Raw genomic sequence first — 25758 nt, forward strand, 5'->3', positions numbered from 1 at the left:
CTAAACAATACTATATTTTGTCTCTGAGACATCATAGCAAAACAGCAGTAATGAAAAAAGACATCATCATACCAGAAGTGGAAAACGTATTTGTAGCTGCCGTTCAGGAGTGGAGCGACGATTTCATGGAGAAAGTTTGGTTTGCCTATTTAGTAAACGATAGTGACTTCCTTATCGAAAGCGTTATGGTTGTTTCAAAAGCTTTTGGAACTATAGATGGTGAAATGAAAAAAACGTCTCTACTTCGTCATGCTTTTATCGAAATTCCTCCAGTTTCTGTTATGAAAATCGAAATGATCTATAAAAGTGTTTTGGCACTTAATAACGAGTTTTCAGTATCTTATTTTATTGGCGATAAGCTATACGATAAAAAATTTATTTTTAAAGCGAATTCAATTAACGAAACAGCGACAGAAGAAGTGCCTATTTTATTCGTTGAAGGAATAATTGTGAGGTAAATTATGTTTATTAAGTAATACTATAAAACTAAAGGCGCTATTTCTAAAAAATAGCGCCTTTAGTTTTATATATCTTGTAATGTCTTTAATCTAGCTTATCAGTTAGTGCCTTAAACACTGCTTTTGCATCTTTTCCTTCGTATAAAATTTGATAAACGGCATCGATAATCGGCGTTTTTGCTCCATAACCTTGATTGAGCTTATAGGCGCTTTTTGTCGCATAATAGCCTTCAGAAACCATGCTCATTTCTAGCATAGCGCTTTTTACCGTATATCCTTTACCAATCATGTTTCCAAAGGTTCTATTTCTAGAAAAAACAGAATATCCAGTTACTAATAGATCGCCCAAATAAGCAGAATCATTTATGTTTCTTTTCATTTTGTGGACTTTTTTGATGAATTTTTTCATCTCTCTGATCCCATTGCTCATTAAAACGGCTTGGAAGTTATCGCCATAACCTAAGCCATGAGCCATACCTGCAGCAATAGCGTAAATGTTTTTAAGCATAGCAGCATATTCCGTACCTATAATGTCATCAGTAATCTTAGTATTAATATAGTTTCCTGATAAATACTTGGCTACAATTTCTGCCTTTTCTGGATCTCCACAAGCGATTGTTAGATAAGATAGACGCTCTAGTGCCACCTCTTCGGCATGACATGGGCCAGTAATTACTCCCACATTATGATAAGGGATGTCATACTTGAAGTGAAAATGTTCTCCTACGATCATACTTGTTTCTGGAACGATTCCTTTTATCGCGGAGAAAATTACCTTGTCGTGTAGAGGCACTGTAAGCTTTTCTAATTCGGTACTTAAAAATGCGGAAGGAACTGCAAATATGATATAATCAGCATAAGCAACAGCCTCGTTAATATCGCTGGTTAATTTGAGTTTTTTTGTGTCAAACTCTACTGAGCTTAAATAATTAGGGTTGTGTTTGTAGGTTTTAATATGTTCAATTGCAGATTCATTGCGCATGTACCATGAAACTTCAGTAAGATTTACACACAGCATTTTTGTAAGTGCCGTTGCCCAACTTCCTCCACCGATCACTGCAAACTTTATATTTTTGGTCATTTTATCATTAAATTTTATCAAAAGTACTTAAAAATGGATTGATTAAACAAGAAAACAATCGAAGATAATTGTAAGTCTTACGTCCATAAAAACAGAGTTATTGAAATTAAAGTGTTTTATGTGACAATACCGCACAATAAACATATTTTATTAACGTTCTAACTTATTATAAATTAAGTTTTTAATAAAAAATGAGGATTGAGTTAGTTAGTTTTGTTTTTGTATTATGAAAAAGGCGTCCTGAATTAAATTCAAGAACGCCTTTTTATTTCACACTGAATGATTCCAGTATTCTGAATTAGTAACTCATTTCCACAATAGATTTTACTTTGTCTAATGTGATATTTTGTTTTTCACCTAAGGCTTTCCATCCTCTTTCGTCAAAACGATTTACAATGAAATCAGCTGTTTGATCATATTCTTTTGTATAGTCAGAAAGTTTAGTTTCCATTCCCATTGTGTGGAAAAAGGCAACCGTTTTGTTGATTGCTTCATTAGCAATTTCGTCTTCCGTTCCTTCTAGGTTGAAGATGCGTTTACCGTATTGTGCTAGTTTTGCTTTCTTAGTTTCAAACATAACTTTGTACAGATTTGGTGCAATAACAGCTAGTGTTCTCGCGTGGTCAATTCCATACAGAGCAGTAAGTTCGTGGCCAATCATGTGCGTTGCCCAGTCACTAGGAACACCTTTTTGGATTAGTCCGTTCAGCGCCATGGTACAACTCCACATAAAATTAGATGCTAAAGCATAATCTTTAGGGTCTTCCACTACTTTTGGGCCAACTTCAAGTAAGGTTTGTAAAATTCCTTCAGCAATACGATCTTGCAAATAGCCTTCATGAGGATAAGTTAAATATTGCTCCATCACATGCGTGTAGGCGTCTACGACTCCGTTTTGTAATTGCCTTTTTGGCAAAGACTCAATCACTGTAGGGTCACAAATAGAGAATTTTGGAAAAATGGCGGAACCTCCAAAAGATAATTTTTCTTTAGTAGATTCAATTGTTACCACAGCGCCAGAGTTCATTTCGCTTCCAGTTGCAGGTAAAGTTAATACTGTTCCGAAAGGGACTGCATTTTCCTTGATTAAAATTCGCTTTTGTAATATTGCGATGGGGTTTCCTTCAAAATTAACAGCAGCTGAAATAAATTTCACACCATCAATTACAGATCCACCACCTACAGCCAAGATGAAGTCAATCTTTTGTTCTTTAACAATCGCTACAGCTTTCATTAAAGTCTCAAAATGAGGATTAGCTTCTATTCCGCTAAATTCTACAATTTTATGACCGTTAAGGTTGTTGATTACTTGTTCGTGTATTCCGTTTTTAAATATACTCCCACCACCGTAAGCCAATAATATTTTAGCTCCTTTGGGTACAAGGCTTCCTAACTTTTCTATTTGCCCTTTTCCGAATACAAGATTCGTGGGGTTGTATAATTCAAAGTTTAACATGATTATTTTTTTGCGTTCAATTGATGTAATAATTTCTCAGCAACTAATTTAGAGGAAGCAGGGTTTTGACCGGTAATCAACAATCCATCTTCAACTGCATAAGGATGCCAGTCTTCTACTTTTGAATAGCTTGCTCCATTTGCTTGCAAAGCGTCTTCTAATAAGAAAGGAACAACATCAGTTAATCCAACAGCTGCTTCTTCAGTATTTGAAAAACCGGTTACATTTTTACCTTTCACTAAAAACGCTCCATCTACTTTTACGTTTTTCAGTACTCCCGGTGAATGACAAACAAAAGCTACTGGTTTATTATTTGAATAAAAAGCTTCAATTAACGCACTTGATGTTTTATCTGTAGCTAGATCCCAAAGTGGACCGTGGCCCCCCGGATAAAAAACAGCATCATAATCAGCTTCATTTACATCTGATAATTTGTGCGTGTTTTTTAATTTTGCCAATACTTCGGTGTCTTTATCTAGTCTTTTTGTGTCTTCAGTTGCAGCAGAAGCATCGTCACTTTTCGGATCGATTGGAGGTTGTCCTCCTAGTGGAGTTGCAATATCGATTTGAACACCATTATCTGCTAATTCGTAATATGGAGCTGCAAATTCTTCTGTCCAATATCCTGTTTTTTCTCCGGTATCTCCTAGTTTGTCATGACTAGTAAGAACAAATAATACTTTTTTCATAATTTTTTTATTTTGTTGTTGTGCGGTTGCGCTTAGGCAACTTACTGTTAATGCTATTGCTGTAAACAATGCTATTTTTTTCATTACTGATTTTCTTTATACAAATATACGGCGAATATGTTATTAGTAAAAATAATTTAAATTATGTTTGTGATAAATATATTTATATCATGGTTAATTTAGAATGGTACAGAACCTTTAAATCTGTATATAAAAACGGTAACTTTTCTTTGGCAGCCAAAGAATTATTTATCAGTCAGCCTGCGGTAAGTCAGCAAATGTCAATGCTGGAGGCACATGTGGGCTATAAATTGTTCAATAGAAAGTCAAAAGGAGTTGAGCCGACGGAATATGCTAAGTTGTTAAATAACCTAATCATAGAGGCCTTAGATCGATTGGAAAATGTGGAAAACGGTTTTCGTACCAAGGCTTTTAACGCTAACCGATTAATTACAATAGGTATTTCCAAAGATTTGTTCAGTAGTTTAGGCGGAGCGCTTATTTCAAAATTTGATTATATCGATTTTAGTTTTCATGAAAATCAAATGCTTTTTGAATTGGTTAATGCTAAGAAATTAGATTTTGCAGTTCTAACCGCAAAATATGATACTTTTGATACCATTCAAAAAAAAGTAGGTGATATCAAACAAATTATAGTTGGATCAAATACTGTTGATGCCTTTGGATTAAAATTTAAAATTAAAGAAAATGATTTTGCTGCAACGGAAAATTGGCTAAACGAACAGATTTGGTATAGCCATGATTCAGGAATTCCACACGTTAAATTATTTTGGATGTATGCCTTTAACAAAAAAAGACCCTCGATAATCCCTAATTATATTATTCCTTCTGAATACGAAATGCTAGAGGTGCTTTCAAAAAACAATGGTGTTGCGGTTGTTTGGAATTGTAACGCCAAATCCTTTTTGCAAGATAAAAGATTGCAACTTTTGTGGAATAGCGATCAAATGCCCAATACCGAAGTTTATCTCTTATCAGGTAAAAGCGACAATATGCAGGCCGCTTTTGAAAAAATTGAGTCCGAGTTGAAAAATATATTGGAGTAATTACTTTTTGTAAAAATTATTATGATCAATGTATTCCCAAACTTTTGAAGGTAATAATGGCTGGATATTTTTCCCCTCCTTGATACTTTTTCGAATAAAAGTCGAAGAAATTTCAACAATTGGAGCGTTAATCAAATGAACTTTCGGGTGGTTTTTTAAATCTGAATCTTCCTGTTCAGCAGAGAGCCTTGGATAAACATAAATTTCATGATTTTGTAAAAGGACCTCAAAGTTTTTCCATTTGTGTAAGGATTTCAAGTTGTCTTCTCCCATAATAAGGGAAAATTCATGGTCTGGATATTTTTCTTCAAGATGAACCAAGGTATTTACCGTAAAATTAGGTTGCGATAATTTGAATTCAATATCAGAAGGCTTGAGTTTTGGGTAGTCCTCGGTAGCTAGGTGTGCCATTTGGAGGCGATGATAATCGTCGAGTAAGGTTTCTTTCTTTTTGTGGGGATTGTGTGGTGTCACGACTAACCATACTTGTTCTAAGTCCGCATTTTCCGCCATATGATTGGCGATAATTAGGTGACCAACATGCATGGGGTTGAACGTACCAAAATAAAGTCCTATTTTCATAGATTTAATTTAAAGATTTTAAAATTTAAGGATTGAAAGAATATCATCTGTTGTTAAATCTTTCAAATCTTCAATCTTTTAATTTCTATTTATTTACAAAATCTTTCACCAATTCATGGGCTTCTTTCAAAGCGATATCTAAGTCGTAGTTTTTGATAACGACATCAAACTGGGGAGCAGTAGCTAATTCTACCGAAGCTTTAGCGATACGCATATTGATCTTATCCTCACTTTCTGTGGATCTTTTTTTCAAGCGAATCTTCAACTCGTCAATACTGGGAGGTTTAACAAAAACGGCTAATGTTTCTTCAGGAAACTTGTGTTTTATTCGTAATCCACCGGCTACGTCAATATCAAAAATAACGTTTTTGCCTTTTGCCCAGATCCGCTCCACTTCACTTTTTAGGGTACCGTAGAAATTATCGCGATAGACTTCTTCCCATTCCACAAAATCTTCGTTTTTGATATGGGTTTTAAATTCTTCCAAAGACATGAAGTAGTAATCTTTTCCGTTGACTTCTTCCCCCCTACATTCGCGGGTAGCAGCTGAAATAGAAAATTCCAAATTCAAATCCGGTTTGCTTAATAAATGCCTAACGATGGTCGTTTTCCCAGAACCAGATGGTGCTGAAAAAACGATTAACTTTCCTTTTTTCATTTTACGCTGAATTTATTTCAGTATGTTTTTTAGTAGTTAAAGCTACAATACATTCAAAACTTGTTCTTTAATTTTTTCCAATTCGTCTTTCATTTGAACGACTAACTTTTGCATTTGTGCATGATTTGATTTAGAACCCATAGTATTGATTTCACGTCCCATTTCTTGGGTAATAAAACCTAGTTTTCTGCCGTTGGCTTCTGTTCCGTTTATAGTATCTAAAAAATAATCTAAATGATTGGTTAGACGTACTTTTTCCTCAGTAATGTCAAGTTTTTCCAGGTAATAGATTAATTCTTGTTCAAAACGATTTTCATCCACATTTACTTTAAGTTCTGCAATTGCAGTTTGTAAACGGTCTTTAATAGCTTGCACACGTTCTGGGTCTAAAGCCAGTGCTTCAGTCATATATTGACGGATATTTCCAATGCGCAATTGAAATTCTTTTTCTAGAGACATTCCCTCGTCTTTTCTAAAAGCTAAGATGTTCTGAACGGCTTCTTCGACAACTGTTTGTATTTGGACCCAGTCATTTTCGTCAATTTCGTCACGTTCCACTTTTAATGCGTCTGGCATTCTTACCGCCATTTTCATTAATTCAGTCTCATCTGCCTCAGCGTAGATTTCTTTCAATTGCTTGATGTATCCTTTAATGATTGGAGCATTCACTTTAGTTGAAGTTTGTTCTGCTGTGCTTTCGATAAAAATGGAGAAGTCTACTTTTCCTCTTTCAAGTTTCAGTGCTATCTGGTTGCGTAAGCCCAATTCCATTTCACGGTAAAGAGAAGGCATTCTTACGTTCAAATCCAGTCCTTTACTGTTAAGGGATTTTACTTCTATTGTTATTTTTTTGGTTGGTAATTGCAAAGAGGCTTTACCAAAACCGGTCATTGATTGTATCATATAATTTTCTAAAAGAGTTCAAAGATAAGAAAAAGTGTTCGGTGTTCCGTTTTTAGTGTACAGTGATTTGGTTTGAAAAAAATCTTTTAGTAATCTGATTTTTATTTTTCATTCTTAAAATAGAGGTAAAAAACAGTAAACTGAAAATTAAAAGGTAAAATAGAACTGAGTACTAAAAAAAATGAACACTGTTTTTACTTTTTCTGCGTAACCATATAAACACCCACAAAGATCAAAATTGCCGAAATGATTTTTACCACACTTAAGTCGTCTTTTCCTAATCCGATTGCAAAAACGGTGGCGAAAAATGGCTGAAGATAAATAAAAACGGCAACTGTTGTTGGTTTTAGTTCTTTCATGGTGATCAGATTTAATAGATAGGTAATGAAGGTCGAAATGACTACCACGAATCCTATTTTCCAATAAATATGCATTGGGACTATCGCCCAATTTACCGCTTCAAATTGGCTCCAGCCAAATGGTAAAACCATAAGGAAACCAAATAGATAGATCCATTTAACAAAGGTAAATGCATTGTATTTGTCCATTAGTTTCTTGACGGTTATCAGATAGAAACCATAGGAAACGGCATTAACAAAAACTAAAATATTACCCAAACTAGCATTAGAGGCAGTGCCAATAGATCTGCCGTAAAGAATCAGAAAGGCAGTCCCTACTAACCCTAAAATTATACCAATAACCATACGTTTTTGCATGCGTTCTTTCATAATAATTGCTGAAAGTACTAGTACAATCATGGGTGTGGTGACCATGATCACAGACGCCGAGATGGGAGAAGTTAAGCTTAATCCTTTAAAAAAAGTAAGCATGTTAAAAGCCACTCCAAAAAAAGCAGCGGCGATTATTCGCGGAAAATCTTTTAGTGCAATTTTTTCTTTTGGCATAAAAAACCAAGAAAGCCAAAACAATAACATGGTTCCGCTTACTCGCAATAATATAAAGCCATAAGCATCTATATACTCTGGCATTACGTCTTTAGCAATAGTAAAAGTGACGCCGTAAATTACAGAAACAATAGTAGCGCCAAAAAGAGCAACATTCCTTTTAGACATTTCCCAATGCTTTCATAACTTGAAGCATGTTTTGTTGTGTGCCGCCTACATAAACGTTATTATCGATGACGAAAACGGGACGGCTCAAAAAAGTATAATGTTCTAATATGTATTTTTTGTAATCGGCTTCGGTCAAAGACTTGTTCTTTAAATCCATCGATTTGTACAATTGTGCTTTTTTACTGAACAGCGCTTCGTAACTACCAGAAAGCTGGTACATTTCATCTAATTCCTCTTCCGTCAAAGCGGTTTGCTTGATATCACGAAAAACCAGATTATTCCCTTTTGGTAATGATTTTATGATTTTTCGGCAAGTGTCACAAGAAGCGATGTAATATATTTTGTTCATAATAATTTCAATTTATTGGTGCAAAGAAAAATCATTTGAAACTGAAAATGATTATTTTTATCAAAAAATTAAAAATGAACACCTCTTTAGACGTTACCAGAACCAGCAGAAAAATGTTATCTCAATTTTTAAAAGGCTATAGTTTAGGGCAACTTAACACCATTCCTGAAGGACATAACAATAATTTGATTTGGAATATTGCTCATATAATTGTGGTACAACAAATGCTGGTATATAAATTGTCTGGGGTTCCAATGAAAATTTCAGATACGCTTGTAGAGAAATATAAAAAAGGAACAAAACCGGAACAAGATGCAACACAAGCTGAAGTAGATGAAATCCATAATTTACTTATGGAAACGATCGATCAAACGGAGATTGATATGAATAATAATATTTTTGTTAACTTTCAAGAATACCCAACTTCGACAGGATTTGTTTTGAAAAGTGTCAAAGACGCTATGCTCTTTAATAATTTTCATGAAGGCATCCATATTGGAGCTATTTTGAGTTTGAGAAAATTTATTTAGTTTTAAATTACTTAATCAGTAAATAATCATTTACCTCTTTATAAGGCAATAGTAATTCTTTAGGTCCATCAACATAGGACGCCGCTTCATAAGGGTTGTAATATAAAAGTAGCCCTTTTTCTGTGTAAAAGATGTTGAGAGGTAATTGAAACGCATTATCTTCAAATAGAAATCCTGTAGCGTTTATGGACTTGTTTTCTGGGATTTTATATTTGCTTCTGAATTTTTTTTCTGCGAAAGACTTAAAAGCATTCTGGTCCTTAAATAATTGATTGTTTTGGATTGATTTTCCGGTCTCAGGATCAAAAAGCAAAGAACGCAGGCCTTGATAACCATGTGCGCCACCCGTGTAAGTGTAATGCTTAATTTGCAGATTTAGGATGCTTTCAGATTGGTATTTAATGGTTCCTTCAATTTCTGCTTCCCAACCAAAAGTATCTTCTGGAAATTCTTTCCGAAGCTGCTCATAGGAACCAATAAATGAATTTATAAGACCATTATAATCGGTCGAGGTATATGGTTTTTTGCCAAAATAAATAATCTCCTTCAAAACTGAAAACACTTTTTTATTGATGCTATCAGCTACGATTGGGAGGTTTTTCGCAATTGGAATAGTAACGGTTATATGGGGGCAGTTTTCGGTACATGGTAAACTGGTTTTTTTTTCGAAGGACTGGTTTTCAAAAGTCAGCTCTTTTGAACAGCTTGCTACAGTAAAGAGTAATATTGAATACAGTACAATGTTTTTCATCTTAAAAAGTGTTGATTAAGTACAAAGGTATGTTGTTGTTTCTTGCTGAGAATAAATTTAAAGCTAAGTTTGTTAAACTATTAAAAACTCAAAATTAAAGATATGAAATTCAATACTAAAACGATACATGGCGGGCAACATCATGACCCTACTACGGGGGCGGTTATGCCAGCAGTTTTTCAAACCTCCACTTTTGCGCAAACTAGTCCTGGGAAACCTATTGGTGATTATGTTTATAGTAGGTCGGCAAATCCAACCAGAACGGCACTAGAAGCTGCTCTGGCAAGTATCGAAAATGGTGCAAAAGGTTTGGCTTTTTCATCTGGCTTAGCGGCAACAGATTGTTTATTGCGTTCTTTTAAAGCAGGTGACGAAATTATTGCTATGGATGATTTGTACGGCGGGACCTATCGTATGTTTACTAGAATATATAAAGATTCGGGGATCAAGTTTCATTTTGTAGATATGAATAACTTGGATAATGTTCGGTCATTAATTAACGAAAACACTAAAATGGTTTGGTTAGAAACACCAACCAACCCGTTGATGAAATTGGCAGATATTGCAGCTGTAGCAAAAATCACTAAGGCAAACAATATTCTGTTAGCGGTGGATAATACTTTTGCAACACCCTACTTGCAGAATCCATTAGACTTAGGGGCAGATGTAGTGATGCATTCAGCTACAAAATACCTTTCAGGACATTCTGATGTTGTGGCTGGAGCTTTAATTGCTAAAACGGCTGAACTGGGAGAGCAATTGCTTTTTCAACAATTTGCCACGGGAGCGACACTTGGACCAATGGATTGTTTTCTTGTTCTAAGAGGAATAAAAACATTGCACTTACGAATGCAAAGGCATTGTGAGAACGGGGAGAAAGTGGTTGAATTTTTAAGCAATCACCCAAAAGTCAAAACAGTTTTTTATCCCGGATTAGTGAGCCATCCTTTTCATGAAATTGCTAAAAAGCAAATGAGTGGTTTTGGCGGAATGGTTTCTTTTAATTTTGTATCGGGTAAAAAAGAGGATTCTGTTGATTTCTTAGAAAAAGTTCGCTTGTTTACTTTGGCAGAATCTTTAGGAGGTGTTGAGTCTTTAGCAAATCACCCAGCTTTGATGACGCATGCTTCTATACCGGAGGACAAACGAAAAGAAGTTGGAATTACAGATGATTTAGTGCGCCTAAGTGTTGGGATAGAAGATATAGAGGATCTGATAGAAGATTTGAGAAAAGCATTGGAATAAAGTATTCTTCTCTGTTTTGGGATAGGTTGTAACCAATAAAAAAATCAATTTAAGTTTGGGATTGGTTTTTTTCTATTGTCGATAATTACCTATTGCAGATAATAAATGTAACCTACATTAAGCCACACTAACCAGTCGTTTGCTTTATTCTCCTTGTAAATCGCAGGGTTGGGATTTAAGCCATCCACCCAGTTGGAAAAAAAATATTGGAAACGTAAATCTATCATTAAGTCGCGCAAAGGCGTTAATTTATATCGTGTTCCCACGCTTGAAACAACTGACCAAACGGAGCCTCCTTCTGTCGAAAACCCATAAGGACGGTTGTCAGTAGGGACCAAATATTTTGGGAATGTCGTTAAGGGGGTGCCCAATGGGCCTAATGTAGAATAAGCCTTGGCGTCATAATAACTGAATTGAGCTCCCAGACTAACGAATGGACCTAAACTACCTATTCTGGATGTGAAATCACGGATGCTAAAAGGAAAGTACTCTAGTTGCATTCCTATATTGGTTACCGCTGTGCTTCCTTTCATGGCCCTCAACTGATCAGCACCTAATGACGTTCTTTCTGGAGCGACCCATTCTCCAAGGTGCTCTAAATCAGTTTTATTATAGGATAATTCGCTTCTTAATTTAAAATGATCATTAAAATAGGTTTCGGGGGTATAACAGTTACATTCTGCTTCGTAGGAGAAGTTTATATAGTGGATTATTCCTATTCCCAATCCCGTATTTCCTGCATTAGTGTTTAAATTGTAACGCTCACCGTAGTCTGATTGAAAAGCTACAGGGCCAGCAATAACTCCCACCTCATGAGAGAAGCCGAATTGAGCATTTGAATTGTTTGAAAATGCGAATAAAACAAATAAAATAAGAGAGAAGTATCTGTGCATTTCCTGTTAAAATTTCGAGTACGGACAAATATATGAAAAACATCATTGCCCCGTTAAAATTAAAATCGAAAATAAGTTAACAAACAGTAATTTACTTATGAAAAAGACAAGGTTTTTATGTAATTGGCAACTTCAAAAGCGAAAATTTTAAAGAATGATTAATAAAAAGATAATTCGGCAATATATAATTAAATATTAATTAGAAAGATTTTTATAAAATGTATATTTGTGTCCACTAACGAAAACGTTTTCATAAACGTTAATAATCTAATAATCATGTCACAAAGTATTACTACTTTTATAGAAGAGGTTGCTAAAAAAAACCCAAACGAACCGGAATTCTTGCAGGCAGTTTTAGAAGTTGCTGAAACAGTGATTCCTTTTATCGAAAAAAATAAAAAATACCAAAACAAAATGCTTTTGGAAAGAATGGTCGAATCGGATCGAATCATTATTTTTCGTGTAGCTTGGATTGATGATAAAGGGGCAACTCAGGTAAATAGAGGATTTCGTATCCAAATGAATTCGGCTATAGGACCATACAAAGGAGGTCTTCGTTTTCACCCGTCTGTGAATTTGAGTATCTTAAAGTTTTTGGCTTTCGAACAAACATTTAAAAACAGCTTAACTACATTGCCAATGGGTGGTGGAAAAGGTGGAGCTGATTTTGATCCAAAAGGGAAATCAGATAATGAAGTAATGCGTTTTTGTCAAAGTTTCATGACAGAATTATCCAGACATATCGGAGCGAACACAGATGTTCCAGCAGGAGATATTGGTGTAGGAGGAAGAGAAGTAGGATTTATGTTTGGTCAATATAAAAGACTGAGAAATGAATTTACAGGAATTTTAACGGGTAAGGGACTTTCTTTTGGGGGTTCATTAATAAGACCAGAAGCTACAGGCTACGGAAACGTATACTTCGCTCAAAGTATGTTAGAAACAAAAGGGGATAGTTTTGCGGGTAAAACAGTTGTTGTTTCTGGATCTGGGAACGTTGCTCAATATTCTACTGAAAAAGCAACTCAATTAGGAGGTAAAGTAGTTACTATGTCAGATTCTGCGGGGTATATATACGATGCTGAAGGGATTGATGCTGAAAAGTTAGCTTTTGTAATGGAGCTTAAAAATGAATTAAGAGGAAGAATTAGCGAGTATGTTGAGAAATATCCAAACGCTAAATATATCGCTGGAAAACGCCCATGGGAAGTAAAATGTGATATTGCATTGCCTTGTGCAACTCAAAACGAATTGAACGAAGAGGAAGCAAAAGCTTTAGTGGCACACGGATGTATTTGTGTGGCTGAAGGAGCTAATATGCCAACTATGCCAGACGCAGTTATTGTGTTCCAGAAAGCAAAATTATTGTTTGCTCCAGGAAAAGCATCAAATGCAGGTGGTGTTGCAACTTCAGGATTAGAAATGTCTCAAAACTCATTGCGATTGAGCTGGACTTCTGCAGAGGTAGACCAAAAATTAAAGGAAATCATGCTTAATATTCACTCTTCATGTGTGAAGTACGGTTCTGATTCAAATGGATATGTTGACTACGTGAAAGGGGCAAATATTGCTGGTTTCGTAAAAGTGGCTGATGCTATGCTAGCCCAAGGGGTGGTATAAATCTTTTTTAAATACTTAAAAAGCCTTCTGCCGAAGTTTCGGACAGAAGGCTTTTTTTTTGGATAGAACGAAAACCGGATGCTTTTGTTTGTGTTATATTTGTAAACCAATAGCCATACCTGTAATGAAAAAAGTATTTTTAAGTTTGCTGCTTCTATTGATGATTCAAATGAGTTTTGCTCAAACTAATTTGTCTTGGCAAGGCTATTTTTCATACAATGAAATTAAGGATGTGTCAGTATCGGCAGCTGGAATTTTTGCGGCGTCAGAAAACGCCTTATTTTCTATAAATTCAATTAGCAACCAAATAAAGACAACCAATACTATAGATGGGCTTTCAGGTCAAACCATTAGTTCACTTTATTATAGCTCTAAGTTTAACAAATCACTTGTTGGTTACGAAAACGGATTGATTATTGTTATCAACGAGGCTGACGGGAGTATGTTAAATGTGATTGATATTATCAATAAACAACTCCCTTCTAACGTGAAAAAAATAAATCATTTCATGGAATATGAGGGCATTGTTTATGTTTCTTGTGATTTTGGAATAGTCCAATTCAATTTAAGCACGATGCTTTTTGGAGATACTTATTTCATAGGAAATAATGGAGCTGAAATCAGTATTAGACAAACGGCAGTTTATAACGGATTTATGTATGCAGCCACAAATGATGGTATTCTGCGAGCAGCTGTGTCTAGCCAAAATTTAAATGACTTTAATCAATGGGAACAAATTGCAGCTGGGACTTGGTCCAGTATAGAAACTTTTGACATGGAGTTGGTGGCGATTAATAGTTCAGGAAATATACATAGATACAATACAAATACAAATTCCTTTACCAGTTTTTTAGCTCTCGGTCAACCGACTTTCGATATGAGGGCAAATGACACTTACTTGATTATTACAAGCTCAAGTACAGTTTATGTCTACGATAAACAAATGCAGTTGGTACGTCAAATAAATAGCAATCAAATCCCAGAAAGTAACCCCGCATTTAGCTGTGCCGCAACTGTAGGGGACGTAATATACATTGGGACAAAAGAAGATGGCTTATTTAGGACTACAGCTGTTGCTGTTTCGGATTTTGAAAACACAACTCCATCAGGACCTTCGAGAAATAATATTTTTGCGCTTCAGGCGACGTTTAGTGCAGTTTGGGCAGTTTATGGAGATTATTCAGTTGAATATAATCCTTATCCATTAGATAATTATGGCATCAGTAAGTTTACTTCAACAGGTTGGTTAAATATTCCTTATGAATCAGTTCTTGGGGCAAAATCAATAAGTAGGATAATTGTTAATCCAAATAAAGAAAACACCGTGTACGCCAGCTCGTTCTTTTCTGGGTTGTTAAAGATAGAAAACGACGAACCTACATTTTTGTATGATCACACTAATAGTGGCTTGGAAACTTTAACCTTCGCTGGTCCGGGTTATTTTGATGTGAGGATAAATGGAGCTGCATTTGATAAGTCTGGAAATCTTTGGGTCACAAATAGCAGGGTAAAGAACGGATTAAAGGTATTGGGAACTAATGAACAGTGGCAAAGTTATTCGATGGACAACGTATTAGATGCAAGTCAAGACAATAGTTTCGGTAGGATGGCGATTGATAAAAACGGAACAAAATGGATGGCTACAAATCGAGATGGTGTTGTTGGTTTTAATGAAAGTAATAAGTCGTTCAAGAAAATTACATTTGGACCTGATACAGGAAACTTGCCTACTTCAGACGTAAGAGCAGTTGCTATAGATAACAGAAACCAACTATGGATTGGTACAACAAAAGGGCTGCGTGTGTTATTTAATGTGAGTAATTTTCAAACCGAAAATCAGTTGACAACGAATTCGATTATTATATTAGAAGACAACCTTGCTCAAGAATTATTATACGAGCAATTTATTACTGACATTGTTGTTGATGGAGCCAATAATAAGTGGATTGGTACAGCAGATTCTGGTTTGTTTCTGGTTTCTCCTAACGGTCAGCAAACAATGTATCATTTTACGATAAAAAATTCCCCTTTACCTAGTAATTTTATCAACGATATTGATATAAATAGTTCGACTGGAGAGGTTTTTATTGCCACAGACAAAGGATTAGTTTCTTTTAGAGGAATCGCTACAGAAGCGAGTGAGGATCTAAGTAAAGCTTATGTATATCCAAATCCGGTTCGGCCAGAATATGAAGGCACCGTAAAAATTGCAGGTTTGATAGATAGGGCCAACGTAAAAATCACTGACATTGAAGGTAATTTGGTTTACGAGGCCACTTCCGAAGGAGGCACATTAGAATGGGATACCTATGCTTTTGGGAAATACAAAGTAGCTTCTGGAGTCTATATGATTTTTATTTCTGCACAAGACGGGCTGGAAACCAAAGTAAAAAAAGTGATGATCGTAAGGTAATTTAAAGAATGAATTAATTTTTCAATCTTAAATTTTTCAATCTTTAAATTAAAATAATGCAAGTCAAAACCAAAGCCATCGTTATTTCATCTATAAAATTCCAAGAGAAAAGCTTGATTGTAAAATGCTTTACGCAATCACATGGTTTGAAATCTTATTTTGTTAGAGATGCTTTTTCGGGTAGAAAGTCCAATCAAAAAATCGCTTATTTCCAACCCCTGTCACTTCTTGAAATCGAGGCGGTACATAAGAATAAAGGAACTTTGGAAAACTTCAAAGAAATTAAGTTAAGTACTCCATTCCAGACGATACATTCGGATATTTACAAAAGTACTATTGTTATTTTCATTTCCGAGATTTTATACCATTCTATTCATGAAGAAGAAAAAAACGAATCACTTTTTAGCTTTCTGGAGACAGCTTTGCTTTGGCTGGATCATCATGATGAAATAGCCAATTTTCATTTGATTCTAATGTTGGGAGCCACAAAATATTTGGGTTTTTACCCTGACACTTCTGATATGGATATGCCTTTTTTCGAAATGACAGAAGGTGTCTTCACCCCGTTTCATGCCATAAGCTCCTTAACGGAGCACGAAACGAATTTATTCAGGAAACTCATCAACTTAAAATTTGACAATGACCAAAAAACTTTTCATGTCATTGAAAGACAAATTGTTCTAAAAATACTGATTGATTACTACAGTTTTCATCTTGACGGCTTCAAAAAACCAAAATCTCTTGACGTTTTAAAGGAAGTTTTTTCTTAGAGTTGAAAATTTTACAGTAAATTATTTTTTGTATTAAAAAGTAAAGTATATTTGTCTTTTAATCAAGTTTGTTGTCCTTTAAGGAAAACAAACTTTAACTAATAAAGTTTATGGAAGTAAAAGTAAAACAAGAAGGAGATATCGAAAAAATCAATAAAATTACGGGTTACCAACTTCCTAATAAATTTAAAATTGTTGGGTTGGTGTTATTTATTGTTTCGATTTTAGCAATTGTTAGCTCTATTAAAATTTATTTTACAGAGGTAAGATGGCAAGAGTTATTTGAGAGAATAGCTCAAACAGGAATGGTTTTAGGGTTGCTTATAATTTCAATTTCTAAAGAAAAAATAGAAGATGAGTTAGTTGCAAAAATCCGAATGCAATCGTATAATTATGCTGTTATAGGAACAGTCGTTTTTTATTTAATAATAGGATTTGTTAACTATGCCATTATTTTTGTTAAGTCATCTGCGTCTAAAATGGATGGAAGTACCGATATTGCTGTTTTAGCACTTATGCTGACGGTGCAGATTCTTACTTTTAGGTCGTTAAAAAAAGCGTACAATGAAGAATAAACTAAAAATTGAACGTGCCATTTTAGACCTTACACAAGAGCAGTTAGCAGATAAAATCGGCGTTTCTCGTCAAACGATTAATTCAATTGAGAAAAATCGGTTTGTGCCATCTACTTTATTAGCCTTAAAATTATCAATGTTATTCGGGAAATCAGTTAATGATTTTTTCGAGTTAGACGAGGAGGATAAAAAACAGTAGTTGATAGAATGGTTTCCATAAGAAATTCTAGTGATTAAAGAGTTTTTATAAACAAAAAGGGTGTCAATTCGTGAAATTTTCGTTTAATTATTGAAAATTCCTTACTTTCGCACTTCGATTAAAGAAAAGGATAAAATGAGCACAAAATTTACTGAATACAAAGGACTTGACTTACCAACAGTAGCGTCAGAAGTACTTGATTTTTGGAAGAAAGAGAACATATTTGAAAAAAGCATAACTACTCGTGAAGGGAATCCACCGTACGTGTTTTTTGAGGGGCCGCCTTCGGCAAATGGCTTACCGGGAATTCACCATGTGATGGCACGTGCCATTAAAGATATTTTTTGCAGATATAAAACACAAAAAGGATTCCAAGTAAAGCGTAAAGCCGGTTGGGATACCCACGGTTTACCTGTAGAACTAGGAACAGAGGCAGCATTAGGAATTACAAAAGAAGATATAGGAAAAAAAATATCTGTAGAGGACTATAACGAAGCGTGTAAAAAAACCGTGATGCGTTATACGGATGTTTGGAATGATCTGACCGAAAAAATGGGGTACTGGGTTGATATGGAAGATCCGTATGTGACTTACAAGCCTAAATATATGGAAACCGTTTGGTGGTTGCTGAAGCAAATCTACAACAAGGACCTGATGTATAAAGGCTATACCATCCAGCCTTATTCACCAAAAGCAGGGACCGGATTGAGTTCTCATGAAGTGAATCAGCCGGGTAGTTACCGCGATGTAACTGACACTACGGTTGTTGCACAGTTCAAAGCAATAAGCGAGACACTTCCAGTTGCGTTTCAAGGATTTGGAGATATTCTTCTCTTGGCTTGGACAACGACTCCTTGGACGTTACCTTCAAACACTGCTTTGACCGTGGGGCCAAAAATTGATTATGTTGTAGTGAGAACATTCAATCAATATACTTTTCTTCCTACAAATGTGGTTTTGGCTAAAAATTTAGTTGGAAAACAATTCGGGAAAGGTTTTTTCGAAAGTAAAGAGGTTGCCGATTTTGAAAATTTTAAAGAAGGAGATAAAAAAATTCCATATCAAGTTATTGCTGAATGCAAAGGGAAAGATTTAGTTGGGATTCGTTATGAACAACTAATGCCTTTGGTTCTTCCATATCAAAATGCAGAAAATGCTTTTAGAGTAATTCCTGGGGATTTTGTGACCATTGAAGATGGAACAGGAATCGTGCATACTTCACCTACTTTTGGTGCAGACGATGCAAAAGTAGCTAAAGAAGCTACTCCAGAGGTTCCGCCAATGTTAGTTTTGGACGAAAATGATTTTCCAGTTCCGTTAGTGGACTTGCAAGGAAGGTTTACTTCACATGTGGGAGAGTATGCCGGTAAATACGTGAAGAACGAATATTATAACGACGGCGAAGCACCTGAACGATCTGTAGATGTTGAAATTGCCATTCGATTAAAAGAAGAAAATAAAGCTTTTAAAGTAGAGAAATATGTGCATAGTTATCCGCATTGTTGGAGAACAGATAAGCCTATTTTGTACTACCCTCTTGATTCTTGGTTCATAAAAATTACGGAAGTTAGAGACCGAATGTTCGAACTTAACGAAACCATCAACTGGAAACCAAAATCAACAGGAGAAGGGCGTTTTGGAAACTGGATAAAGAATGCCAACGACTGGAATTTATCCCGTTCAAGGTATTGGGGAATCCCGTTACCGATTTGGAGAAATGAAGAAGGAACCGAAGAAATCCTGATAGGTTCGATAGAAGAATTATACAATGAAATCGAAAAATCGGTTGCAGCTGGATTCCAAAAGGAAAACCCTTTTAAAGGTTTTGAAATTGGGAATATGGCAGAAGAAAACTATGATTTAGTTGATTTGCATAAAAATGTAGTCGATGCGATTACTTTAGTTTCCGCTTCGGGGAAACCAATGAAAAGGGAGGCGGATTTGATCGACGTTTGGTTTGATTCAGGCTCAATGCCTTACGCGCAATGGCATTATCCTTTTGAAAACAAAGAGAAAATAGACGAGAATAAAGATTTTCCAGCTGATTTTATTGCAGAAGGAGTGGATCAAACACGTGGGTGGTTTTATACCCTGCACGCTATAGCCACATTGGTTTTTGATAAAGTAGCTTATAAAAATGTAGTTTCAAACGGTTTAGTTTTGGATAAAAACGGACAAAAAATGTCCAAACGTTTAGGAAATGCAGCAGATCCTTTTGACACATTAGGGGAATATGGTCCGGACGCCACAAGATGGTATATGATATCGAATGCCAATCCTTGGGACAATTTAAAATTTGACCTTGAAGGGATTGCAGAAGTGCGTAGAAAATTCTTCGGAACCTTGTACAATACCTACTCTTTCTTTAGTTTATATGCTAATATCGATGGATTCAAATACGATGAAGCCGAAATCCCAATTAATGAAAGACCCGAAATTGATCAATGGATTATTTCTGAACTAAATACTTTGATAAAAGACGTCGATGGTTTCTATACCGATTATGAGCCAACAAAAGCTGCTCGTGCGATATCTGAATTCGTTCAGGAGAATTTGAGCAACTGGTATGTTCGTTTGTGCAGAAGACGCTTCTGGAAAGGCGAATATGCACAAGACAAAATTGCGGCCTATCAGACCTTATATACCTGCTTATTGACCGTAAGTAAGCTGGGTGCCCCGATCGCTCCCTTCTTTATGGATAAGCTTTACAGAGATTTAACTTTAACAACACGATCAGAGAAATATGAGAGTGTACATTTGGCTAAGTTTCCGGTTTCGGTTGAAAACTATGTTAATAAAATGTTAGAGAGTAAAATGCAGAAAGCGCAGACTATTTCTTCATTAGTATTATCACTCCGAAAAAAGGAAATGATTAAGGTGCGTCAACCATTGCAAAAGGTAATGATACCGGTTCTTGACGAGAATCAGAAGCTTGAAATTGAGGCAGTTTCTGATCTGATAAAAGCTGAGGTAAATGTTAAAGAAATCTTACTTTTAGACGATGCTTCTGGAGTTTTGGTGAAGCAAATAAAACCCAATTTTAAAACTCTGGGACCTCGTTTCGGTAAAGATATGGGTTTGATTTCCAGAGAGATAAAATATTTTTCTCCCGAAAAAATAGCTCAATTGGAGAGTAATGGAGTTATAGATGTAATTATTGGAGGAAAAAGTATAACTTTATCTATGGAAGACGTAGAGATTTCATCCCAAGATATCGAAGGATGGTTGGTCGCTAATTCAAACGGAATAACGGTAGCCCTTGATATAGTTATTTCTCCAGAATTGAAAAAAGAGGGTATAGCAAGAGAATTAGTTAACAGAATTCAAAATATAAGGAAAGAGTCTGGATTTGAAGTTACAGATAAAATAAAGGTTCATTTGCAAAAAAATGATACTTTAGAGGAGGCAGTAAAATCAAATGAAGAATATATTAAATCAGAAACGCTTACAGAGGAATTGGTTTTTGAAGAAAATTTAGAAAATAGTACAGAAATTGAATTTGACGAGATAAAAACAAAAATAAAAATTACTAAATAATCAGGATATGGTAGATGCACCAACAAGATACTCTGACGCCGATTTGGCTGAGTTCAAACAAATAATTTTAAATAAAATAAATAGAGCGCAAGCAGACTTAGAACTGATAAAGAGCGCCTATATGAACGATGGAAATAATGGAACTGATGATACATCCCCAACATTTAAAGCATTTGAGGAGGGAAGTGAAAGTATGTCTAAGGAAGCGAACTCTCAGTTGGCAATCCGTCAGGAAAAATTTATCCGTGATTTGAAGAATGCATTATTCCGTGTAGAGAATAAAACTTACGGTGTATGCCGAATGACAGGCAAACTAATTAGCAAAGAAAGATTAAAAATCGTTCCTCATGCTACAATGAGTATAGAGGCCAAAAATCTACAACGATAAGCTTGCCCCGTTATATAAATATTTAACGCTCCATTAGGAGCGTTTTTTTTGATAAAATTATTACTTTTACGCCACTTAAAATTTTAAAAATGTCATTACGAAAAGCGTATCTACTTATATTCATCATATTAATCGTTGATCAAGTTTCGAAAATATTTGTAAAAACTAATTTTATATTAGGAGAAGAAGTTGAGGTTTTCAGATGGTTTAAAATTCTTTTTATAGAGAATGAAGGAATGGCTTGGGGTACCGAAATCCCAGGGACTTATGGAAAATTGTTTTTGACTGTTTTTAGATTGATCGCAGTTGGTGGGATTGGTTACTGGTTGTGGGATTCTGTAGAAAGAAAACACAGTTCTAATTACTTGATTGTAGCAATAGCATTAATTCTGGCAGGAGCCTTTGGAAACATCATTGATTCTGTATTTTATGGCGTTATATTCGACGATAGTAATTCGCAATTAGCTACATTATTTTCTGACCAGCCTTACGGCAAATATTTTCACGGTAAGGTGGTCGACATGTTTTACTTTCCTTTTTGGCGTGGTACTTTACCAAGTTGGTTGCCGATTTGGGGCGGAAACGATTTTACCTTTTTTAATGCTATTTTTAATGTTGCCGATATGGCCATATCGACAGGCGTAGGAATATTGATTTTTTTCAACAAAAAAGCTTTTCATAAGAGTTAGATATTAAATTAGGATAAAAAAAAGACCAATTCAGATTTGAATTGGTCTTTTTTTTATTTGTTATGTCCTGGAGCATATCGTTTTGCGCTTTTGTCTCCGTGCAGTTTTTTAGCTTGTCCAGGAGGAAGTTTTTTAGCTTTGTGACTATGAGTAGCTCGATTCGTTCTCCAGTTAACACTACAGTTTGATACTGAAACGGCAAACAGAAGAACTAGAATTGCCACTATAGATCTTGGACATTTAATTTTTTTCATGGTTTTTAAAATAAATTGAACGCAAAATTAAGGTTTTTAAAATTAGAACTCATAAATAGTATTCGGACTAACGCAGTAATCTAATTTCACGTCAGTTTCACAAATATCGGCAATCAATTCCTCCGCTTCAAAAAAAGAGAGTCCGATTTTAATTGTTTCAGGTTTGCACTCAGATAAAAAGACATCATAAAAGCCTTTGCCGTAACCCACGCGATGTCCTTCTTTGTCAAAGGCCAATAGCGGAACAAAAACTACTTCGATTTTATTAGAAGGGACTTCGATTCCGTCAACAGGTTCGGGAATATTATATTTGTTTTTCTTGATCTGTGTATTATCTGTAAGTAGAAAGTGAGTCATATTACGGGTTTCAAAATCAGATTTAGAAATGACGATTTCTTTATCTTTTCCTGAAAGCAGATGTAAGATGAGCTCAGTATCGACTTCTTTATGTTCAACTATAGGCAAGAAAACATGAAAGTAGGTCTTCTCCCAAATAGGCAGTAGCATCAATTTATTGGCAATAGTCAAACTCATTTCCTCCAACTCATTTTCAGATAGTTGGGTTCTTAGTGTTTTATACTTCGAGCGTAATTCTTTTTTTTGCATGAATGCTGGTTTTTAAATCAGGCATAAAAGTACTCAAATGGACTATTTCTAAACGATTCGTGTTCCCTTTTATTTTTCTAAAGTTTTAGATATATGATAAATAGCATCACCTTGGTAAACAATAGAAGAAAGATTTGCATTGATTATATATCCGTCATTTGAGGCTTTTATTTTTCTTTCAAATTTTCCAAAAGGGTCAGTAATAATAGCCAGAACAGTTCCTTTTTTTACAAAGCTGCCAATGGTGTTTTGATCATGCAATAAGCCAGAGCACTTAGCTCTAATCCATCCTGATTTTTCAATGTAAATCGTGTTAGAGCCTTGTTTTTCGATAAGCTGTTTCGAGTCTAGCATGTCAAGGTGTGCTAAAACTCGTTTCACACCATTCACTCCTGCATCGGCGACTGATTCGTTGATGTCGAGCGATTTTCCTCCTTCAAAAAGTAACATCTTCACATTTAATTTCTGACTCGAATTCCTGAAAGATCCAGCGATATTTTTAGAAAACAGCGTGAAAGGGGCATTAAAAACATCAGCTAATTCTTTTAGCTCAGGACTGTTTGGGGCAAGCCGAATTTGAGGTGCGTTGAAGCGACTTGCGCCTCCTGCGTGAAAATCAACTGCATAATCAACAAGAGGCATGATTTCAGTTAAGATATGGTAAGCAAACCGGCTAGCTAATGATCCTTTTTTGCTTCCAGGAAAAACCCTATTTAAATCCCGGCCGTCAGGAAATTGTCGTGACATATTAATAAAACCAAACATATTGATTATTGGAATGCAAATTATAGTTCCTTTTTTTGGTTTGTTGATTTTTTTTGTAATCAGTTGGCGTACTATCTCCACGCCGTTGATTTCGTCGCCATGGATTCCAGCTGAAAAAAGAACTGTGGGACCGTCAATTTTAGACCGTTGAATAATGATCGGAATTTTAAGTCTCGCCGTGTTGTGCAATTTGGCGATTTCCATATCGATGGTTTTGCTTTCACCAGGTAAGATCACCTCTCCTAGAATAGTGATGGGTCGTGTGTTTTTCATGGGTAATAAAAAGTCTAAATGTAGAAATTATTATTTGTAATTCGTAAATTTGGAATCAAATTCAATTTAATAAAACCCCACACATCACTAAATGCTGCTGTGTGTCTTTGTGAAAGATCAATAAAATGCAAAACCCAACTCTCGAGCTCCAAATAAAGACTTTGCCAGACGGCCCTGGTGTATATCAATATTATGATAAAGAAGGGAAAATACTATATGTAGGTAAGGCGAAAAATTTAAAAAAGAGAGTTTCTTCCTATTTTAATAAGATTCACGATACGGCCAAAACAAATGTGTTGGTCAAGAAGATTGTTACTATTAAGCATATAGTAGTGCCTACAGAGACAGACGCACTTTTATTGGAAAACAACCTTATAAAAACACTACAGCCTCGTTACAATGTGTTACTGCGTGATGACAAAAGCTACCCTTGGTTGTGTATTAAGAAAGAGCCTTTTTCACGCATTTTTGCCACAAGAAGAGTCGTTAAGGATGGCTCTGAGTATTTTGGACCATATACCAGTTTTAAGACTGTTAACACCATATTAGAGCTTATAAAGGAATTGTATCCGCTTCGCAGCTGTAATTATGATTTGAATAAGTCAAATGTAGAAACGGGAAAATTTAAAGTTTGTCTCGAATATCATATTGGAAACTGCAAAGGCCCATGTGAAGGCTATGAATCTTTAGAAAATTATCAAAAACAAGTCGATGCCATTCGTGAAATTCTCAAAGGAAATTTTAAAGAAAGCATGAAAGACTTTAAAAAGGTGATGACGGAGTTAGCCCAAAACATGCATTTTGAAGAAGCTCAAAAAATAAAAGAGAAAATTGAGGTGCTCGAGAATTACCAATCGCGTTCCACGATTATAAATCCAAAAATCACCAATATCGATGTGTTCTCTATAGTTTCCGATGAAAGCGCTGCATATGTGAATTTTTTGCAAATTTCCCATGGATCGATTATTCGCTCACACACCATGGAAATAAAGAAAAAACTGGAAGAGACGGATGAAGAGTTATTAGAGCTGGCGATTATTGAATTGAGGGAACGGTTTCAATTATTATCTCGAGAAGTTCTTGTTCCGTTTTTAGTGGACTTAGGTGAAAATATAAAAGTTACCGTGCCGCAGTTGGGGGATAAAAAGCAGATTTTGGATCTTTCTATTCGCAACGCTAAATTTTACAGGATCGAGCAGTTAAAACAATTGCAAATTGTAGATCCTGACAGACATACTAATCGAATCATGACACAAATGCAGAAAGATTTGCGATTGCCATTTGAACCAAGGCATATCGAGTGTTTTGACAATTCGAATATTCAAGGTACGAACCCTGTGGCGGCCTGTGTGGTTTTCAAGGATGGAAAGCCAAGTAAGAAAGATTATCGTCATTTTAATATAAAGACAGTCGAAGGCCCAGATGATTTTGCATCTATGACTGAGGTTGTTTATCGTCGTTACAAAAGGCTTGTCGAAGAAAACCAGCCTTTACCACAACTGATAATTATCGATGGAGGGAAAGGGCAATTGTCAGCGGCGCTGAAAAGTATCGACGAATTGGATTTGAGGGGGAAAATAGCCATCATTGGTATTGCGAAAAGACTTGAGGAATTGTTCTATCCAGGAGATTCTATTCCTTTATATTTAGATAAAAAATCAGAAACGCTTAAGGTAATCCAACAATTGCGAAATGAAGCGCATCGATTTGGGATAACTCACCATAGAGACCAAAGAAGTAAAGCGGCATTAAATTCATCTATAGAATCCATTCCTGGAATTGGCGAAAAAACGATGCTGGCTTTAATTCAACATTTTAAAAGTGTTAAAAGAATAAAGTTGGCAACAGAAAAAGAAATTTCAGATGTTATTGGCATGTCAAAAGCGAAAAAAATAGTCGACTTTTACAAAACCATAAAGGAATGACTTTAAGCC

General features: G+C 35.4%; 26 protein-coding genes. 13 read left to right on the forward strand and 13 right to left on the reverse strand.

The features are described 5' to 3' along the window. The first annotated feature begins 50 nt into the window (after nucleotides 1-50). Nucleotides 51-458 (forward strand): hypothetical protein, encoded by a 408-nt coding sequence (locus ACEN2H_RS02680; RefSeq protein ID WP_441730152.1) that lies wholly within the window; start codon nucleotides 51-53, stop codon nucleotides 456-458. Nucleotides 459-543: 85 nt separating this feature from the next. On the opposite strand, the gene ACEN2H_RS02685 is transcribed toward ACEN2H_RS02680, so the two are convergent. The 3 genes from ACEN2H_RS02685 to ACEN2H_RS02695 all read right to left on the reverse strand — a co-directional run bounded on the left by ACEN2H_RS02685 (nucleotide 544) and on the right by ACEN2H_RS02695 (nucleotide 3768). Continuing rightward, the gene (locus ACEN2H_RS02685) at nucleotides 544-1539 is read right to left on the reverse strand and encodes an NAD(P)H-dependent glycerol-3-phosphate dehydrogenase (protein WP_441730153.1); all 996 of its coding nucleotides are present in this window, start codon (nucleotides 1537-1539) and stop codon (nucleotides 544-546) included. 298 nt (nucleotides 1540-1837) lie between these two features. Then, nucleotides 1838-2995, reverse strand: coding sequence for an iron-containing alcohol dehydrogenase (locus ACEN2H_RS02690; RefSeq protein WP_441730155.1), 1158 nt, complete (start codon nucleotides 2993-2995; stop codon nucleotides 1838-1840). 2 nt (nucleotides 2996-2997) lie between these two features. Then, entirely contained in the window at nucleotides 2998-3768 is a 771-nt protein-coding gene (locus tag ACEN2H_RS02695) for a type 1 glutamine amidotransferase domain-containing protein (RefSeq protein ID WP_441730157.1), read from the reverse strand. Nucleotides 3769-3854: 86 nt separating this feature from the next. Here ACEN2H_RS02695 and ACEN2H_RS02700 point away from each other — a divergent pair, with 86 nt between their 5' ends. Then, the gene (locus ACEN2H_RS02700) at nucleotides 3855-4751 is read left to right on the forward strand and encodes a LysR family transcriptional regulator (RefSeq protein WP_441730159.1); all 897 of its coding nucleotides are present in this window, start codon (nucleotides 3855-3857) and stop codon (nucleotides 4749-4751) included. Here the strand turns inward: ACEN2H_RS02700 and nadD are convergent, their stop codons facing one another. The 5 genes from nadD to ACEN2H_RS02725 form a co-directional block, all read right to left on the reverse strand. Further along, entirely contained in the window at nucleotides 4752-5333 is a 582-nt protein-coding gene (gene nadD, locus ACEN2H_RS02705) for a nicotinate (nicotinamide) nucleotide adenylyltransferase (protein ID WP_441730161.1), read from the reverse strand. 85 nt (nucleotides 5334-5418) lie between these two features. Continuing rightward, nucleotides 5419-5991 (reverse strand): guanylate kinase, encoded by a 573-nt coding sequence (gmk, locus tag ACEN2H_RS02710; protein WP_441730163.1) that lies wholly within the window; start codon nucleotides 5989-5991, stop codon nucleotides 5419-5421. A 42-nt stretch (nucleotides 5992-6033) separates the two neighbouring features. Next, a complete protein-coding gene (locus tag ACEN2H_RS02715) occupies nucleotides 6034-6894 on the reverse strand; it encodes a YicC/YloC family endoribonuclease (RefSeq protein WP_441730165.1) in 861 nt (286 codons plus the stop codon). A gap of 194 nt (nucleotides 6895-7088) precedes the next feature. Beyond that, complete coding sequence (locus ACEN2H_RS02720; protein ID WP_441730167.1) at nucleotides 7089-7967, reverse strand: DMT family transporter; 879 nt, start codon at nucleotides 7965-7967, stop codon at nucleotides 7089-7091. After that, on the reverse strand, nucleotides 7960-8316 hold the full coding sequence (locus ACEN2H_RS02725) for an arsenate reductase family protein (protein WP_441730169.1): 357 nt from the start codon (nucleotides 8314-8316) through the stop codon (nucleotides 7960-7962). The genes ACEN2H_RS02720 and ACEN2H_RS02725 overlap by 8 nt, the downstream gene beginning before the upstream one ends. A gap of 74 nt (nucleotides 8317-8390) precedes the next feature. On the opposite strand from ACEN2H_RS02725, the gene ACEN2H_RS02730 reads away from it, so the two are divergent. Next, on the forward strand, nucleotides 8391-8846 hold the full coding sequence (locus ACEN2H_RS02730) for a DinB family protein (RefSeq protein WP_441730171.1): 456 nt from the start codon (nucleotides 8391-8393) through the stop codon (nucleotides 8844-8846). Nucleotides 8847-8853: 7 nt separating this feature from the next. Here ACEN2H_RS02730 and ACEN2H_RS02735 read toward each other — a convergent pair whose 3' ends face one another. Further along, nucleotides 8854-9597, reverse strand: coding sequence for a PdaC/SigV domain-containing protein (locus ACEN2H_RS02735; RefSeq protein ID WP_441730173.1), 744 nt, complete (start codon nucleotides 9595-9597; stop codon nucleotides 8854-8856). A 102-nt stretch (nucleotides 9598-9699) separates the two neighbouring features. On the opposite strand from ACEN2H_RS02735, the gene ACEN2H_RS02740 reads away from it, so the two are divergent. After that, nucleotides 9700-10842 (forward strand): cystathionine gamma-synthase, encoded by a 1143-nt coding sequence (locus tag ACEN2H_RS02740; protein WP_441730175.1) that lies wholly within the window; start codon nucleotides 9700-9702, stop codon nucleotides 10840-10842. 89 nt (nucleotides 10843-10931) lie between these two features. Here the strand turns inward: ACEN2H_RS02740 and ACEN2H_RS02745 are convergent, their stop codons facing one another. Then, nucleotides 10932-11735 carry a THC0290_0291 family protein gene (locus tag ACEN2H_RS02745; RefSeq protein ID WP_441730177.1) on the reverse strand — a complete coding sequence of 268 codons (804 nt, stop codon included), beginning with the start codon at nucleotides 11733-11735 and terminating at the stop codon, nucleotides 10932-10934. A gap of 276 nt (nucleotides 11736-12011) precedes the next feature. Here ACEN2H_RS02745 and gdhA point away from each other — a divergent pair, with 276 nt between their 5' ends. From gdhA to ACEN2H_RS02785, 8 genes are all read left to right on the forward strand, one after another. After that, the gene (gene gdhA / locus ACEN2H_RS02750) at nucleotides 12012-13355 is read left to right on the forward strand and encodes an NADP-specific glutamate dehydrogenase (protein WP_441730179.1); all 1344 of its coding nucleotides are present in this window, start codon (nucleotides 12012-12014) and stop codon (nucleotides 13353-13355) included. 124 nt (nucleotides 13356-13479) lie between these two features. Further along, complete coding sequence (gene porZ / locus ACEN2H_RS02755) at nucleotides 13480-15768, forward strand: type IX secretion system anionic LPS delivery protein PorZ (protein WP_441730181.1); 2289 nt, start codon at nucleotides 13480-13482, stop codon at nucleotides 15766-15768. A gap of 56 nt (nucleotides 15769-15824) precedes the next feature. Continuing rightward, a complete protein-coding gene (gene recO / locus ACEN2H_RS02760; RefSeq protein ID WP_441730183.1) occupies nucleotides 15825-16538 on the forward strand; it encodes a DNA repair protein RecO in 714 nt (237 codons plus the stop codon). Nucleotides 16539-16648: 110 nt separating this feature from the next. Further along, the gene (locus ACEN2H_RS02765; RefSeq protein ID WP_441730185.1) at nucleotides 16649-17113 is read left to right on the forward strand and encodes a hypothetical protein; all 465 of its coding nucleotides are present in this window, start codon (nucleotides 16649-16651) and stop codon (nucleotides 17111-17113) included. Then, nucleotides 17103-17312 carry a helix-turn-helix transcriptional regulator gene (locus tag ACEN2H_RS02770; RefSeq protein WP_441730187.1) on the forward strand — a complete coding sequence of 70 codons (210 nt, stop codon included), beginning with the start codon at nucleotides 17103-17105 and terminating at the stop codon, nucleotides 17310-17312. The genes ACEN2H_RS02765 and ACEN2H_RS02770 overlap by 11 nt, the downstream gene beginning before the upstream one ends. 135 nt (nucleotides 17313-17447) lie before the next feature. After that, nucleotides 17448-20849 carry an isoleucine--tRNA ligase gene (gene ileS / locus ACEN2H_RS02775; protein WP_441730189.1) on the forward strand — a complete coding sequence of 1134 codons (3402 nt, stop codon included), beginning with the start codon at nucleotides 17448-17450 and terminating at the stop codon, nucleotides 20847-20849. Between the two features lie 7 nt (nucleotides 20850-20856). Continuing rightward, nucleotides 20857-21237, forward strand: coding sequence for a TraR/DksA family transcriptional regulator (locus tag ACEN2H_RS02780; protein ID WP_441730191.1), 381 nt, complete (start codon nucleotides 20857-20859; stop codon nucleotides 21235-21237). Between the two features lie 89 nt (nucleotides 21238-21326). Further along, entirely contained in the window at nucleotides 21327-21926 is a 600-nt protein-coding gene (locus tag ACEN2H_RS02785; protein WP_441730193.1) for a lipoprotein signal peptidase, read from the forward strand. A 53-nt stretch (nucleotides 21927-21979) separates the two neighbouring features. On the opposite strand, the gene ACEN2H_RS02790 is transcribed toward ACEN2H_RS02785, so the two are convergent. From ACEN2H_RS02790 to ACEN2H_RS02800, 3 genes are all read right to left on the reverse strand, one after another. Next, the gene (locus tag ACEN2H_RS02790) at nucleotides 21980-22180 is read right to left on the reverse strand and encodes a hypothetical protein (protein ID WP_441730195.1); all 201 of its coding nucleotides are present in this window, start codon (nucleotides 22178-22180) and stop codon (nucleotides 21980-21982) included. A gap of 42 nt (nucleotides 22181-22222) precedes the next feature. Further along, on the reverse strand, nucleotides 22223-22786 hold the full coding sequence (locus ACEN2H_RS02795) for a 5-formyltetrahydrofolate cyclo-ligase (protein ID WP_441730197.1): 564 nt from the start codon (nucleotides 22784-22786) through the stop codon (nucleotides 22223-22225). A gap of 69 nt (nucleotides 22787-22855) precedes the next feature. Further along, nucleotides 22856-23824, reverse strand: coding sequence for a succinylglutamate desuccinylase/aspartoacylase family protein (locus tag ACEN2H_RS02800; protein WP_441730199.1), 969 nt, complete (start codon nucleotides 23822-23824; stop codon nucleotides 22856-22858). Between the two features lie 125 nt (nucleotides 23825-23949). On the opposite strand from ACEN2H_RS02800, the gene uvrC reads away from it, so the two are divergent. Further along, nucleotides 23950-25749 carry an excinuclease ABC subunit UvrC gene (gene uvrC / locus ACEN2H_RS02805; protein WP_441730201.1) on the forward strand — a complete coding sequence of 600 codons (1800 nt, stop codon included), beginning with the start codon at nucleotides 23950-23952 and terminating at the stop codon, nucleotides 25747-25749. Nucleotides 25750-25758 lie beyond the last annotated feature (9 nt).

Origin of the sequence: Flavobacterium sp. W22_SRS_FP1, from assembly GCF_052113685.1 — a bacterium.
In the GTDB taxonomy this organism is placed as follows: domain Bacteria; phylum Bacteroidota; class Bacteroidia; order Flavobacteriales; family Flavobacteriaceae; genus Flavobacterium.

Excerpts from the sequence above, each read along its gene's own strand:
- ACEN2H_RS02795 (WP_441730197.1), bottom strand. The coding sequence starts at position 22,786 with ATGCAAAAAAAAGAATTACGCTCGAAGTATAAAACACTAAGAACCCAA.
- nadD (WP_441730161.1), bottom strand. The coding sequence starts at position 5,333 with ATGAAAATAGGACTTTATTTTGGTACGTTCAACCCCATGCATGTTGGT.
- ACEN2H_RS02790 (WP_441730195.1), bottom strand. The coding sequence starts at position 22,180 with ATGAAAAAAATTAAATGTCCAAGATCTATAGTGGCAATTCTAGTTCTT.
- ACEN2H_RS02715 (WP_441730165.1), bottom strand. The coding sequence starts at position 6,894 with ATGATACAATCAATGACCGGTTTTGGTAAAGCCTCTTTGCAATTACCA.
- ACEN2H_RS02780 (WP_441730191.1), top strand. The coding sequence starts at position 20,857 with ATGGTAGATGCACCAACAAGATACTCTGACGCCGATTTGGCTGAGTTC.
- gdhA (WP_441730179.1), top strand. The coding sequence starts at position 12,012 with ATGTCACAAAGTATTACTACTTTTATAGAAGAGGTTGCTAAAAAAAAC.
- ACEN2H_RS02700 (WP_441730159.1), top strand. The coding sequence starts at position 3,855 with ATGGTTAATTTAGAATGGTACAGAACCTTTAAATCTGTATATAAAAAC.
- ACEN2H_RS02720 (WP_441730167.1), bottom strand. The coding sequence starts at position 7,967 with ATGTCTAAAAGGAATGTTGCTCTTTTTGGCGCTACTATTGTTTCTGTA.
- ACEN2H_RS02680 (WP_441730152.1), top strand. The coding sequence starts at position 51 with ATGAAAAAAGACATCATCATACCAGAAGTGGAAAACGTATTTGTAGCT.
- ACEN2H_RS02685 (WP_441730153.1), bottom strand. The coding sequence starts at position 1,539 with ATGACCAAAAATATAAAGTTTGCAGTGATCGGTGGAGGAAGTTGGGCA.
- ACEN2H_RS02770 (WP_441730187.1), top strand. The coding sequence starts at position 17,103 with ATGAAGAATAAACTAAAAATTGAACGTGCCATTTTAGACCTTACACAA.
- gmk (WP_441730163.1), bottom strand. The coding sequence starts at position 5,991 with ATGAAAAAAGGAAAGTTAATCGTTTTTTCAGCACCATCTGGTTCTGGG.
- ACEN2H_RS02690 (WP_441730155.1), bottom strand. The coding sequence starts at position 2,995 with ATGTTAAACTTTGAATTATACAACCCCACGAATCTTGTATTCGGAAAA.
- porZ (WP_441730181.1), top strand. The coding sequence starts at position 13,480 with ATGAAAAAAGTATTTTTAAGTTTGCTGCTTCTATTGATGATTCAAATG.
- ACEN2H_RS02725 (WP_441730169.1), bottom strand. The coding sequence starts at position 8,316 with ATGAACAAAATATATTACATCGCTTCTTGTGACACTTGCCGAAAAATC.
- ACEN2H_RS02785 (WP_441730193.1), top strand. The coding sequence starts at position 21,327 with ATGTCATTACGAAAAGCGTATCTACTTATATTCATCATATTAATCGTT.
- ACEN2H_RS02695 (WP_441730157.1), bottom strand. The coding sequence starts at position 3,768 with ATGAAAAAAATAGCATTGTTTACAGCAATAGCATTAACAGTAAGTTGC.
- ACEN2H_RS02765 (WP_441730185.1), top strand. The coding sequence starts at position 16,649 with ATGGAAGTAAAAGTAAAACAAGAAGGAGATATCGAAAAAATCAATAAA.
- recO (WP_441730183.1), top strand. The coding sequence starts at position 15,825 with ATGCAAGTCAAAACCAAAGCCATCGTTATTTCATCTATAAAATTCCAA.
- uvrC (WP_441730201.1), top strand. The coding sequence starts at position 23,950 with ATGCAAAACCCAACTCTCGAGCTCCAAATAAAGACTTTGCCAGACGGC.
- ACEN2H_RS02730 (WP_441730171.1), top strand. The coding sequence starts at position 8,391 with ATGAACACCTCTTTAGACGTTACCAGAACCAGCAGAAAAATGTTATCT.
- ACEN2H_RS02735 (WP_441730173.1), bottom strand. The coding sequence starts at position 9,597 with ATGAAAAACATTGTACTGTATTCAATATTACTCTTTACTGTAGCAAGC.
- ACEN2H_RS02745 (WP_441730177.1), bottom strand. The coding sequence starts at position 11,735 with ATGCACAGATACTTCTCTCTTATTTTATTTGTTTTATTCGCATTTTCA.
- ACEN2H_RS02740 (WP_441730175.1), top strand. The coding sequence starts at position 9,700 with ATGAAATTCAATACTAAAACGATACATGGCGGGCAACATCATGACCCT.
- ACEN2H_RS02800 (WP_441730199.1), bottom strand. The coding sequence starts at position 23,824 with ATGAAAAACACACGACCCATCACTATTCTAGGAGAGGTGATCTTACCT.
- ileS (WP_441730189.1), top strand. The coding sequence starts at position 17,448 with ATGAGCACAAAATTTACTGAATACAAAGGACTTGACTTACCAACAGTA.